At 63.0% G+C, this 13,513-nt stretch carries 9 protein-coding genes and 1 pseudogene; 5 read left to right on the plus strand and 5 right to left on the minus strand.

From position 1 onward, the window contains the following. Positions 1–437 precede the first annotated feature (437 nt). Positions 438–1,124, plus strand: coding sequence for an alpha/beta hydrolase family esterase (locus tag ACL58G_RS17020; RefSeq protein ID WP_413385603.1), 687 nt, complete (start codon positions 438–440; stop codon positions 1,122–1,124). Positions 1,125–1,202: 78 nt separating this feature from the next. On the opposite strand, the gene ACL58G_RS17025 is transcribed toward ACL58G_RS17020, so the two are convergent. Next, the gene (locus ACL58G_RS17025; RefSeq protein WP_413385604.1) at positions 1,203–2,636 is read right to left on the minus strand and encodes a sugar porter family MFS transporter; all 1,434 of its coding nucleotides are present in this window, start codon (positions 2,634–2,636) and stop codon (positions 1,203–1,205) included. Between the two features lie 236 nt (positions 2,637–2,872). Between ACL58G_RS17025 and ACL58G_RS17030 the strand changes: the two genes are divergently transcribed. From ACL58G_RS17030 to ACL58G_RS17045, 4 genes and pseudogenes are all read left to right on the plus strand, one after another. Next, complete coding sequence (locus tag ACL58G_RS17030) at positions 2,873–5,065, plus strand: OsmC domain/YcaO domain-containing protein (protein ID WP_413385605.1); 2,193 nt, start codon at positions 2,873–2,875, stop codon at positions 5,063–5,065. A 313-nt stretch (positions 5,066–5,378) separates the two neighbouring features. Further along, positions 5,379–8,093: a TonB-dependent receptor gene (locus ACL58G_RS17035; RefSeq protein ID WP_440962540.1), complete on the plus strand. Its 2,715-nt coding sequence runs from the start codon at positions 5,379–5,381 to the stop codon at positions 8,091–8,093. Positions 8,094–8,103: 10 nt separating this feature from the next. Then, positions 8,104–8,340: a hypothetical protein gene (locus ACL58G_RS17040; RefSeq protein ID WP_440962541.1), complete on the plus strand. Its 237-nt coding sequence runs from the start codon at positions 8,104–8,106 to the stop codon at positions 8,338–8,340. 157 nt (positions 8,341–8,497) lie between these two features. Further along, positions 8,498–8,833, plus strand: a pseudogene (locus ACL58G_RS17045) (cellulase family glycosylhydrolase); the annotation flags it as partial. Positions 8,834–8,899: 66 nt separating this feature from the next. Here the strand turns inward: ACL58G_RS17045 and ACL58G_RS17050 are convergent. The 4 genes from ACL58G_RS17050 to ACL58G_RS17065 are packed head-to-tail and all read right to left on the minus strand — an operon-like array spanning position 8,900 to position 13,512. After that, entirely contained in the window at positions 8,900–10,264 is a 1,365-nt protein-coding gene (locus ACL58G_RS17050) for a glycosyltransferase family 4 protein (RefSeq protein ID WP_440962542.1), read from the minus strand. Between the two features lie 25 nt (positions 10,265–10,289). Then, positions 10,290–11,474: a hypothetical protein gene (locus ACL58G_RS17055; RefSeq protein WP_440962543.1), complete on the minus strand. Its 1,185-nt coding sequence runs from the start codon at positions 11,472–11,474 to the stop codon at positions 10,290–10,292. Positions 11,475–11,482: 8 nt separating this feature from the next. Next, on the minus strand, positions 11,483–12,244 hold the full coding sequence (locus tag ACL58G_RS17060) for an outer membrane lipoprotein-sorting protein (RefSeq protein WP_440962544.1): 762 nt from the start codon (positions 12,242–12,244) through the stop codon (positions 11,483–11,485). Positions 12,245–12,261: 17 nt separating this feature from the next. Then, positions 12,262–13,512, minus strand: a complete 1,251-nt coding sequence (locus ACL58G_RS17065) for an ABC transporter permease (protein ID WP_413340222.1) — start codon at positions 13,510–13,512, stop codon at positions 12,262–12,264. Between the last annotated feature and the right edge of the window lies 1 nt (position 13,513).

Genomic DNA, 13,513 nt, shown 5'->3' on the forward strand with positions numbered 1-13,513 from the left:
CGGCTTGCTGGCTAACTTGAAGTCCTCTAACTTGAAGTCCTGTTTTTACAAGGCTTGTTTATTTCCCTTCTTGCTCTCCAAACACCAGCTTTCGCTTTCCAGACAGTTCGAAAACATGTCGGCTATTGGCGAAAAACGTAAAACACCCCCACGATCACGGCCATTAGAATCAGGCGAAAAAACGAGGCGACGAGTGGCTTCGCACTGATCGGGCGTGTGCTCGTTCGCATCTCCGAACCGTACGGGTTTTGCTTAAACAAGGAGAACAGATGAGACATGGTTGGCCCGCGTTACTCTTCACCACGCTTGTTGCTTGCGGAGGCACAGGCGCCACGAGCACGTCAACACCGACACCAGCCTCGCCATCCGCACCTCCCGTCGCCGTGCCGCCTGTGAGCACCGCGGGCTGCGGCAGCGGTTCCAAGTTGACCACCGGCATGCATTCGCTCACCAGCGACGGTACCGAGCGCAGCTACTGGATCGAACTACCGGCCACCTATGACCGCAACAAGGCCTATCCCGTGATCATCGGGCTGCACTGGCGCGATGGCAGCGCTGCCGATGTCTACGGTTGGAGCGGCTTTTTTGGTCTGAAGAATTTGTACGGCGACAATGCGATCTTTATTGCCCCGCAGGGCCTGGACAAGGGGTGGGCCAACACTGGCGACCGCGACATTCGCTTCCTGCGCGCCATGATCGGCGACGTCCAGCAGGGCACGTGCACCGACCCTCGGCGTGTCTTTGCTACCGGCTTCAGCTTTGGCGGCATGATGTCCAACGCCATCGGATGCCAGATGGGCGACGTGGTGCGGGCGATCGTGCCCATGGCCGGTTCGCTCTGGAGCGGCTGTGCCGGTTCTTCCTACAAGGTGGCGGCGCTGTTCATCCACGCCAAGGACGATAACACCGTGCCGTACTCGGCGGGGATGGAGGCGCGCGATGTTTTCCTCAAGCGCAATAGCTGCAGTGCCGCCACAGTGCCCGTCGGGAGTAACGGCTGCGTGGAGTACCAGGGCTGCGACAGCGGCAAGCCCGTGGTCTGGTGCGGCACCGAGACGGGTGGCCACTGGTACCCCGGTTTTTCGGCGCAGGAGTCCAAGGCCTTCTTCGATCGCTTCAAGTAGTCCCGGAAAAAACGAAAGGTCGTTGATGATGCGGATGCGCTCATCAACGACCTTTTGGTTGGGGGCTACCGCGCGCGATCAGCCTTCCATCTGCTCCAGTTCCTTGCCGCGCGTTTCATGCACGTAGCGCAGCACGAAATAGACCGAGATCACTGCGGCCACGGTGTACAGGCCGTAAGCGCCCGCCAGGCCGATGCTCGCGAGCAGCATCGGGAAGGTCACCGTGATCAGGAAGTTGGACGTCCATTGGGCCGCGCCGGCGACCGCCAGGCCCGAGCCGCGGATCTGGTTCGGGAACATCTCGCCCAGCATGACCCACATCACCGGACCCCAGGAAATGTTGAAGAAGATCACGTAGATATTCGCCGCGGCCAGGGCGACCACGCCCATCGTGCCGGACAGGGCCAGCTTGCCGTTCGCGTCGAGCGAGGCGCTGGCAAAGGCGAACGTCACGATGCCGAGCGTCACCGCCATGCCGGCCGAGCCGATCCACAGCAGGGGTTTGCGGCCGATGCGGTCGATCAGGAATACCGTGACGATGCAGGCGCCGATGCTCAGGCCGCCCGACAGGACGTTGATCAGCAGGGCATCGCTTTCGGAAAAGCCCACGGCCTGCCACAGCACCGCGCCGTAATAGAACACCACGTTGATGCCGACCAGCTGCTGGAACGTCGCCAGGCCGATGCCGACCCACACGATCGGGCGCAGCTTGCCGGTCGTCTTGTTGACCAGGTCCGACAGGCGCGGACGGTGGTGGTCTTCGGCCAGCGACACGTCGATTGCGGCGAACTTCGCGCGGGCCGAGGCTGCGCCGTACAGGCGTTGCAGCACGGCCAGTGCTTCGTCCTTGCGCTTCTTGGCGACGAGGAAGCGCGGGCTTTCCGGGATCGTCAGCAGCAGCAGCAGGAACAGCACGGACGGAATCGCCATCATCCAGAACATCCAGCGCCATGCCTCCTGGCCCAGCCACAGCACGCCGGTCGAGGCGCCGGCCGCGTGTGCCAAGAAATAGTTGCTCAGGAAGGCGCAGAACAGGCCGCTGATGATGGCGATCTGCTGGACCGTCGCCAGCCGGCCGCGGTAGCGGGCCGATGCCACTTCGGCGATGTACGCCGGCGACATCACGCTGGCCGCGCCGACCGCGAAGCCGCCCAGCACGCGCGCGGCGACGAAGATGACCGAGCTCGTTGCAAAGCCCGCGCCCAGTGCCGACAACAGGAACATCACGGACGAGATCAGCAGCACGGTCCGGCGGCCCCAGAGGTCGCCCAGGCGGCCGGCGGTGAAGGCGCCGAGCGCGCAGCCCAGCAGCATCGACGCGACTTCGAAGCCGAGTTCGGCGTCGGTCGAATGGAAAGCCTGCTTCAGGCCGTCGACGGTGCCGTTGATGACGCCGCTGTCAAATCCGAACAGGAAGCCGCCGATCGTGGCGACGCAGCTGATCAGGACGATGAGGCGGGTGTTTTCCGCCTCCTGGATGGTACTCGTGCTCTCGACGGCACTGGTGTTCATACAAGTCTCCTTGGATAGTCTTGGTGTGTCATCGCCGTCGGTGCAGGTCTATAACATTCTGTACCATCAAACCAATAGCGCTAACATCTTGTCGAGTCTGTACGATTTCCGTGCTCGTGTCAATGCATTCCGAGGCCCTGCATTCGCCCGCGGGCAATGGATCGGGTAAGATGCGTGCCTTACCCTGCAAAGCCCTGTATTCACGGGGCTTTGTGTTGAAATACTAGGAATCTCCGATGGAAATCAAGGTCAACTTTCTCGACAAGCTGCGTCTGGAAGCCAAGTTCGATGACTTCACGGTCATCGCGGATCAGCCGATCCGTTACAAGGGCGATGGCTCGGCGCCGGGCCCGTTCGATTATTTTCTGGCCTCGTCGGCCCTGTGCGCGGCGTACTTCGTGAAGTTGTACTGCAACACCCGCGCTATCCCCACCGACAATATTCGCCTGTCGCAGAATAACATCGTCGACCCGGAGAACCGTTACAAGCAGATCTTCAAGATCCAGGTCGAGCTGCCGCCGGACATGTCGGAGAAGGACCGCCAGGGGATCCTGCGTTCGATCGATCGCTGTACCGTGAAAAAAGTGGTGCAGACCGGGCCCGAGTTCGTGATCGAAGAAGTCGAGAACCTGGATGCCGACGCGCAGGCGTTGCTGACGTTGCAGCCTGCCGCCGACGCGGCCACCTATATTCCCGGCAAGGACCTGCCGCTGGAACAGACCATCGCCAATATGTCCGGGCTGCTGGCCGGCCTCGGCATCAAGATCGAAATCGCATCCTGGCGCAACATCGTGCCGAACGTGTGGTCGCTGCATATCCGCGACGCGCACTCGCCGATGTGTTTTACCAACGGGAAGGGCGCGACCAAGGAAAGCGCACTGGCGTCCGCGCTGGGCGAGTATATCGAGCGCATCAGCAATAACCATTTCTATGCCGGCAGCTACTGGGGCGAGGAAATCGCCAACGCGGCCTTCGTCCATTATCCGGACGAGCGCTGGTTCCAGCCCGGCCCCGACGATGCGGTGCCCGACGAGATCCTCGATGCGTACTGCCGCGCCATCTACGACCCGGAAGGCGAACTGCGCGGCTCGCATCTGGTCGACACCAATTCGGGCAACGTCGCGCGCGGGATCGTGTCGCTGCCTTACGTGCGGCAATCCGACGGCGAGACGGTCTATTTCCCGTCCAACCTGATCGAGAACCTCTACGCCAGCAATGGCATGAGCGCCGGGAATACCCTCGCCGAAGCGCAGGTGCAATGCCTGTCGGAGATTTTCGAGCGTGCGGTGAAACGCGAGATCCTGGAAGGCGAGATCGCGCTGCCGGACGTGCCGCAGGAAGTGCTGGCGAAATACCCGGGCATCGTGGCCGGGATCCAGGAACTGGAAGCGCAGGGCTTTCCCGTGCTGGTCAAGGATGCGTCGCTGGGCGGCGCCTATCCCGTCATGTGCGTGACCCTGATGAACCCGCGGACGGGCGGCGTATTTGCCTCGTTCGGCGCGCACCCGAGCTTCGAGGTGGCGCTGGAGCGGAGCCTGACCGAACTGCTGCAGGGCCGCAGTTTCGAGGGCCTGAACGATCTGCCGCAGCCGACCTTCGCCAGCGAAGCCGTGACCGAGCCGTACAATTTCGTCGAGCACTTCATCGATTCCAGCGGCGTGGTGTCGTGGCGCTTTTTCAGTGCCAAAGCGGACCACGATTTCGTCGAATGGGATTTCACCGCGCAGGGCGACAACGCCAATGCCGAGGAAGCCGCGACGCTGCTCGGGATTCTCGAGGAGATGGGCAAGGAAGTGTACATGGCGGTGTACGACGAGCTGGGCGCCACGGCGTGCCGGATCCTCGTGCCCGGCTTTTCGGAAATCTATCCCGTCGAGGATCTCGTCTGGGACAACACCAACAAGGCGCTGCTGTTCCGCGCAGATATCCTGAACCTGCACCGCCTGGACGACGACGCCCTGGCCGCGCTGCTGGATCGCCTGGAAAACAATGAGCTGGACGAGTATTCGGACATCGCCACGCTGATCGGCATCGAGTTCGACGAGAACACGGAGTGGGGCCAGTTGACGGTCCTCGAGCTGAAGCTGCTGATCCATCTCGCGCTGCAGCAGTTCGAGGAGGCGCACGAACTGGTGGGCGCCTTCCTGCAATATAACGACAACACCGTCGAGCGGCGTCTGTTCTACCAAGCGCTGAACGTGGTGCTGGAGGTGGTGCTGGACGACGAGCTGGAGCTGGACGACTACGTGACCAATTTCCGCCGGATGTACGGCAATCCGCGCATGGACGCGGTGCTGGGTTCGGTCGACGGCAGCGTGCGCTTTCACGGCTTGACCCCGACGAGCATGAAGCTGGAAGGGCTCGACCGGCATCATCGCCTGATGGACAGTTACCGCAAGCTGCATGCGGCGCGGGCCAGGTCGAGGTAAATGCGTGGAGAAGAGCCCCTGATTGCAGGGGCTTTTTCTTTGCTCGCTTGCTGTTGTTATCCGATCACACACAAGTATTGACATTGGATTCATTCTCAGCAGACAATGCCCCTGAATTTGGCAACGTTTCCAAATTTTTTTCATCGCATTTGGCAACGTTTCCAATTTGGCAGTCGCACACGGCTGATCGTACGCGTCGCAAGAGGAAGACGACCGAATCGCGTCCAGCGTGCGTCATGAAGTGGCAACGTTTCCATTCGCGCGGATGGAGGCGCTTCCAGGATCACATTAGTTCAAACAACGAGGAGACACCATGCACCGACCCGGCAAAGTCCGCCCCCAGCAACGCATCCTGACCATCACCCCGATCGCCGCCGCCTGCGCCGCGCTGCTGTGGGGTGGCGCAGCCGCCGCGCAAACCATGGAAGACGCCACCGCGAACACCGTGGTCGTCACCGGCATCCGCGGCAGCATCGAGAGTTCGATGGCCATCAAGCGCGAATCCGATTCCATCGTCGAAGCGATCACGGCCGAGGACATCGGCAAGCTGCCGGACGTGTCGATCGCCGAATCGATCGCGCGCCTGCCGGGTCTCACGGCCCAGCGCGTGGCGGGCCGCGCCCAGGTGATCTCGTTGCGCGGCCTGTCGCCGGACTTCGCCGGCACCTTGATGAACGGGCGCGAACTGGTCAGCACGAGCAATAACCGCGGCGCCGAATACGACCAGTATCCGTCCGAGCTGATCAACGGCGTCACCGTGTACAAGACGCCGGATGCGTCGCTCGTGGGGCAGGGGCTGTCGGGCACGGTGGACCTGCAGACCGTGCGTCCGCTCGACCGCCGCGAGCGCGCCCTGGCGTTCAACGTGCGCGGCGAACGCAACGGCAACGGCAAGCTGAACGACGAATCGTCGGCCTGGGGCCAGCGCGTCAGCTTCGCCTACATCGACCAGTTCATGAACAACACGCTGGGTGTCGCCGTCGGCTTCGCGCACCTGAATTCGCCGGGCCAGCAGAAGGAATACAAGGCCTGGTGGTGGGGCGACCAGAACAACCTGCCGCCCGGGAATGCCGACGTAGTGGCCCTGAAAGGCGCGGAAGTCACGGCGACCTCGCGCAAGCAGGTGCGCGACGGCCTGATGGCCGTGCTGGACTACAAGCCTTCGCGTGCATTCCGCAGCACGCTCGACCTGTACTATTCGCAATTCGACCAGACGGAAATCATGCGCGGCATGATGTGGAACTCGCACCAGTGGAGCGCGGTGACCTACCGCGATACGCAGATCGAGACGATCGGCAACGTGAAGCTCCTCACGGGCGGGACGCTGGTGAACCTGGAACCGATCGCCCGCAACGACTACAACACCCGCAAGGACACGTTGAGCGCGCTCGGCTGGAACAACAAGTACCGGACGGGTGAATGGGAATTCATCGGCGACCTGTCGTACTCGCAGGCCAGGCGCCACGAGCAGGTGCTGGAAACCTACGCCGGCCTCGGCCCGGCCGGGTCGGGCATCACGGACAACAATTTCCAGTTCAGGATCCCGGTCGAAGACGGCATCCCCAGATTCACGCCGAGCGTGGATTTCACGAACCCGGCCCTCGTCAAGCTGACCGACGTCGGCGGCTGGGGCAAGGATGCGGACATGCACCGTCCGAAGGTCGACGACACGCTGGGCTCCCTGAAAGTCTCGGCGAAGCGCAGCCTGGCCGGCATGTTCAGCTATGTCGAGGGCGGCCTGAATTACTCGAAGCGCGACAAGAAGCACTCGGACATCAACAACTACTACTTCCTGAAGAATAACCACGCGCCGGTGTCGGTGTCGCCGGACCTGGTCAAGCCTTCCACGTCGCTGTCGTTCGCGGGCATCCCGGCCGTGCTCACGTACGACACGCTGGGCGTGCTGGCCAGGTACTACGACCAGCAGGCCGCGCGCAGCGCCGACCTCGCGATCCAGAACTGGAGCGTGGAAGAGAAGGTCACCACCGGCTACGCCAAGCTGGGCATCGACACCGACCTCGGTCCCGTCCCCGTGCGCGGCAACCTGGGTGTGCAGGTGATCGGCGTGAAGCAGGGATCGGACGGCCTCGCGGTGGACGGCGACAAGATCACGCGGCTGCACGGCGGCAGCGACTACCGGGACGTGCTGCCCAGCCTGAACCTGAACTTCGACCTGAGCCACTTCGTCGACCGCACCGCGCTGCGCTTCGGCGCCGCGAAGACGGTGGCGCGTCCGCAAATGCAGGACATGCGCGCCGGCGCGTCGGGCGGCATCAGCGACACCACGCGCGACTGGAGCGGCAGCGGCGGCAATCCGACGCTGGAACCGTGGCGCGCCCGCGCGTTCGACCTGTCGCTCGAAAACTACTTCGCCAGGAGCAGCTACGTCGCCGTCGCCGCGTTCTATAAAAACCTGACCAACTACATCTACAACCAGCAGACGGCGTACGATTTCACGGGCTTCCCGACGCAATCGAAGACGGTCCCGATCAGCAATATCGGCACGATGAACCGTCCCGCCAACGGCCAGGGTGGCATGGTCAAGGGCCTCGAACTGTCCGGCTCCCTCGAAGGCGGGCTGCTGTGGCGTGCGCTGGACGGCTTCGGCATCCTCGGCAGCTATTCGCTCACGGCGTCGTCGATCCACCCGAACGGTCCGGGCACGAGCGAGAAGCTGCCGGGCCTGTCGGGCAGCGTGTCGAACGTGACGCTGTTCTATGAAAAGAACGGCTTCTCGGCGCGCGTCAGCCAGCGCTACCGCTCCGCGTTCCGCGGCGAAGTCACGGGCCTGTTCGCGCTGCGCTCCTTCAGCGAGATCCTGGCGGAGAAGCAGATCGACTTCCAGGCCGGCTACGCGTTCGAGCAGGGCAGCCTGAAAGGCCTGTCGATCCTGCTGCAGGTGAATAACCTGAACAACTCGCCGTACCAGACGAAGCAGGGCAGCCCGTTCGCGAGCGGCGCCTATGCGCCCGAGCGCTACACGACCTATGGCCGCCAGGTGCTGCTGGGCCTGAACTACCGCCTGTGAGGACATGACCATGCGACTCACGACAGCGGCACTCGGCGCACTCGTCCTGTTCTCCGGTTGCGGAAGCGCCGGCGGGGGCGCGGCCGTGCCGCCGGCCGCGGCCCCGGTCCCACCGGCCGCCACGACGCCGCCGCCCACGGCGCACCCGGTCGAGCCGGGACCCGCGGTGCCGATCACGCAAGCGGCGCAGATGATCCGCGCGCAGGCGCGAAATGGGTCACGGCCGGCGGCACCGAGATCCACCTGAAGGGCGCCAACATCGGCAACTGGCTGATCAACGAATTCTGGATGATGGGGCAGGGGTCGAACGGCGTCGACACGCAATGCAGGCTGGAGGGGTGCTGGACAAGCGCTTCGGCTACGCGGAGCGCGACCGCCTGTTCAAGCTGTTTCGCGACAACTGGATGCAGCCGGCCGACTGGGACCAGCTCGCGCAGTTCGGCGTAAACGTGGTGCGCCTGCCGTTCATCCACACGCTCGTGGAAGACGAGCGGCATCCGGGGAGTCTGCGCGCCGATGCGTGGCACTACCTGGACGAAGCGATTGCCCAGGCGGAGCGGCGCGGCATCTACGTGATCCTCGACCTGCACGGCGCGGCCGGCGGCCAGGCCGGGGAGAAGGAGCAGCACGACGGCTGCACCGGTCCGGCCGAACTGTGGACGACGCCGGCCTACCAGGACCGCACCGTGTGGGTGTGGCCGAACACGGGCGGCTGGCAGACCTGGACAACCGTCAGCGCGACCGTGAACCTGACCGCAGGGCAGCAGGACCTGACGATCTTTTCCAAGGTCGGCGGGTCGCCCACCTCAGGGTTCGGTCACCGCATCACGTGCGGCCGCGGAGGCGCCCGTTTTCCTGGTCGCGGTCTCGAGCAAATTCAGCACGGCGTCGACCATATTGTCGACCGTGAAGCGCTTGGCGATGGCCCTGGTATTGCCTGCAAGGCGGCGGTGCAACGGGCGGTCCAGCAGCAGGCGTTCGAGCTGGGTGGCGAGATCGCCGCTGTCCCACGCCTTGAACAGGAGGCCGCCCATTTTCTCGCCGTCGCGGATGACTTCGCCGATGCCGCCATAGTCGGGCACCAGTACGGGGGCACCATGGCTCATTGCTTCGGCAACGACGAGGCCGAACGGCTCGCGATTGACGGATGGACAGACCACGCAATGGCTGTGCGCGTACAACGCGTCGCGTGTTTCGATTGAAATCGAACCCGCGTGAAAGACCTTCAGATCGAGATGGGTGGACAGATCGTCCAACACCTTGCGGTAGGTGCCGCCTTTCGCCGTCGAGCCGCAGATGACGAGTTGCATCGCCGTGTTCCGCCTGGCCAGCAGCCGGGCTGCGTAGAGCAGCAGATCGATGCCTTTCTCGGCGTCCTGGCGTCCGACATAGGCGACGATCGGATAATGCGGCGACAAGCCTGGAAAGGCCGACTTCAGGCTCGCGAACGAATGTTTGACCTTGCGCTCGGTTTGCACGATGCCGTTGTACACGACCGCGAGCGAGTCTCGCGGCACGTCCATCTCCGCGACGATCCGGTCCGCGTAGTCGGCACTGACGACGACGGATGGCCAGGCGGAAGCACGGATGGCCTCGTTGAGCAGGCGGTGGAACTCGTCGAGCAGCCCCAACTGTTTAGCATGCGCGGCGAACTGCTCGTCCCCCTGGAATGTCAGCAGGTAGTCGAACTCGTGCGTGCTCATCCGTTGCGCCGCAAGGGCCAGGGGGCCGAGCGCCGCGAAACTCATCAACACATGGCTGGCCCCATCGCGTGCGAGAAGGCGTTGCAGACGCCGTGCAAGGCCCCGGTCTCCTCCGGGGCGGCCGTAGAGCGCATGGATCAGGTTGCGCAGCAGTCGGTCAACATAACCGCTGCGCGCCTGAATCGTGCGTACGCGCAGGCGTCGCGGCAACAGGAACAACAGACGGCCCACGCACTGGTCGAGGAATCCGGACGGCGTCGCGAAATGGTAGCGCGTGCCATGACACAGCATGCGGTGCGCGATGCCGGGGTCGGCGAGTTCGGCGTTCACTTCCATCATCCAGTAGATCACGACCTTGTGGCCGCGCCGCCATAGCGCATTGGCCAGTGCCAGGTCCCGTACGGTCGAGCCGAGGTAATCTCCGCTGCCCATCGTGACGATGGCAAACGTGCGTGTCGATTCCATCATGGTCTCCCTATGGTTCTGCAAGACGCTAATACGTGTAGGACGCGCCCACGAATACCGATCTGTGCAGCAGGCTGCCGAATTCGCTGTTCGCCGCCCCGCGGTAATGCGCCGGCACGACCAATAACTGCAAATGGTCGCCCAGTTCGTATTCCGCGTTGACGATGAACTGGGATGAAACGTCATCGAGATTGCGGATATAGCGCGCAGTCAGATTGAGTTTGCCGGCGATTTTCGTGTCGAGGAATTGCAGCATCGCGTAGCGGCGCCGCGCCAGCGGAAGGACGGGATCGAGCAATGCGCCCCGGCGCTGCAGGCACGTCTGGATCGGCGCGTCGGGGCAGCCATCCTTGTTGAAGAAATACTCGGCTGTCAGTGTCGGGCCGCTTTCCAGGGTGTACGAAGCGCCGGTAAGCAACTGCCGGTTGCGCGGCGCGACCCCTGGGCCGTTCGACTTGCGCCCGGCACTGGCTTCCGCATGCAGCAACAGCGCGTCCGACACGTTCCATCCGGCGAAACCGCCAATGCGACTCCCTTCGCCGCTCGCTTTCGATCCGATCAACGAAAAGTAGGTCTTGTCGCCAGTGAAGTCCAGCTTGACGGCGCGTGCCTTGCGATAGCGATTGATCGGATCGAGACGGCCCTTGCCGGTGTTGTCGATGAGCGAAACGGTAACGGCGGAACTCGCGACGTAGACGGCGCGGGCATAGTCCAGCCCCGGCTGTTCGAGGTTCGGGTTGTTCTTGCCGTTGTTGGCATTGAACGGATTCGATGGCGACACGAGCGAGGAGGGCCCCCACTGCAGGTTTTCCCGGCCATAGCTCAGCGTCAATCGGTCGTGCGGACGGAAGCGGATCGATCCCTCGTTCAGGAACACCTTGTGCTCGATCTTCCGGTCAGGGGACATGCCGGGATAGTCGATACGCGAGCGCGTCCAGTAAAAGCGCGGCCGCAGGTCGAATTCGAATGCGCGCAGCTTCAGGTTGAAATCGGGGCGGAACTGGAACGCGGCCTGGTTGCTTGCAATGCCCAGGCTGTTGTTCGGGTTTAGCGGCGAGGAGAGCGTATCCTGATAGAGCCCGTAAGCAAGGCCGTTGATGCGCGAATAAAATCCATCACTGATTTCCTGGGCCAGAGTCGAAGACTCCGGCGCGGCATATGCCGACCAGGACAAACCCAGGCCCACTACACATAGGGAAAGCCGTTTTCGCATCGTTAGCCTCATCGCATGAAGAGATTCAGGTTGAAGACGTAGTCAGGTATTGCTTCGATGTGTGGATTGGCGAGTTTCAGGTAAGTCACCTCCGTGTTCATCAATTCCCCCCGCAAGGTGATCCGGGACAGGAACGGACGGGTGTTGCCGTTGACCTTGACGGTATTGGCGTAATCCATCCAGGCGGATTTGAATTTCTTGCCCGATACGGTGAAGTATTCGGCCTTGATCCCGAGCAGGCGTTTTTTCGAAACCCAATAGGTGATGCGGTCGTACGTCACCTTGTCGATATTGGCTTTCAGGTCGAAGACGTAGCACTCCTCGCCGTTGACAAGTTCGTCGGGGAGCCGCGTGGCCGAGTAGTTGTCGGCATAGTTGGTGGCCGCGATATCGCCATACGCCGCGTCGCCCATCAGCTTCTGGCGCTGCGAGATCGGTACGGGCCTGCTGAGGCCCGGCTTGTAGAACCACATGTTCGTGTTGAGCATGAGGATCTTGTTGCCCCTGTACTTGGGCGGCTCCAGGCTGACACCGGCGAAATCGAAGGCACGGACCTTGATGTCGTAGACCAGCCGGTCCTTGACCCTGTCGTTCTCGGACGATTCGATGGCGACCCGCCAGGCGAGGCCATCCACATTGCCGCGCGCTTCGTCCGCCGCCCTCAGGATGTCGGTGGAAGAGGGCTCGGCGCGACCGGGATACGGCAGCGACAGGAAGATCGCCAGTGCCATGGCCGGCCGAGTCCATCGGGTCAGGTACGGTGCAGTCATCGCAATCTCCTCGTTCTTCAGGCATAGCCCAGCGCATTCGGGATGGGCATGCGCGCGGCCTTGCGGGCCGGCAGGATCGCAGCAACGGTGGACAACAGCATCAGCATGAGCGTGCTGAATACCCAGTACGTGGGGACCAGGTAGATTTGCAGCGGCACGCGGCGCGCCATCTGGGGCGGTATCCACGTCGGCTCCAGCCAGCTCACCGACGTGACGACGAGCAGCGTCAGCGCGATGCCCAGCAGCGATCCGAAGCCGCCCAGCACGACGCTTTCCATCGAGAACAGCCCGACGATCCGGCGGCGCTTGACGCCCAGTGCGCGCAGCGTGCCGATCTCGCGGGTGCGCTCCATGACCGCCATGGTGAACGTGTTCACCACGCTCATCACGACGATCATGAAGACGATGACGAAGCTGACGACGAAGATCACGTCGAACATCTTTTTCGTCTTGGTGTAGAAGGGCGACAGCTCGGCCCACGTCCGGATGTCGACGTCGAGGCCGGATCGCCGCAACTCCTGCGCCAGGATCGTCCGGAACGCTTCGACATCGGTGTCCCGGTCGAGCAGCAGCGTGACCCGATCGACGCTGTGCGTGTCGTACAGGCTCTGGGCGAACCCGAGCGGTACGATGGTGAGCTTGTCATCGAGCACCTCGACAGGCGAATCGATGAGTTGCACGAGCCTGGCGTCGAGGGCATTGATCTGGCCGCTCACAGTCGGCGACATCGCCACCGCGGTGGCGCCGAGCGGCAGATTCAGGGCCTTGGCAAGGCCATGGCTGACGCCGATGCCATTGACGTCATCGTCCGCCAGCGGTTGGCCGTCGTACTGCCGGATGCGCTTTTGGGTCGCGTTGGCGTATTTCCTGATTTTCTCGACATCGGACGGTACGCGGCCCGTGCCGATGAAGATCGTCGAGACTTCGCCGTTGCTCAACAGGCCGGACACGCCCAGCTGCGCCGTGTTGACGAGGACTTCGGGGTGGCGTGCAGTCACGCCCTCGACGGTCCTCAACTGGTCCGCGGTGAGCAGGTAGCGCGTCGGGTCCAGCTTCCCCTTGTCGAGGAATCCGGTCTTGAAGATGGTGAGGTGTCCGTTTGCCTCGCCGTAGATGTAATTTTCCTGCAGGTTGTTGAAGATGTAGACCATGAATCCGCCCAGCACGTTCACGGCCACGAAGCCAAGTGCAATCGCCAGGATCGTGAAGAGGGAGCGGCGCGCGTTGCGGAAGAGATTCCGGACAGCCAGTTTGATCCAGGTGAGCATG

The organism is Massilia sp. GER05, from assembly GCF_052056005.1.
In the GTDB taxonomy this organism is placed as follows: domain Bacteria; phylum Pseudomonadota; class Gammaproteobacteria; order Burkholderiales; family Burkholderiaceae_D; genus Telluria; species Telluria orientalis.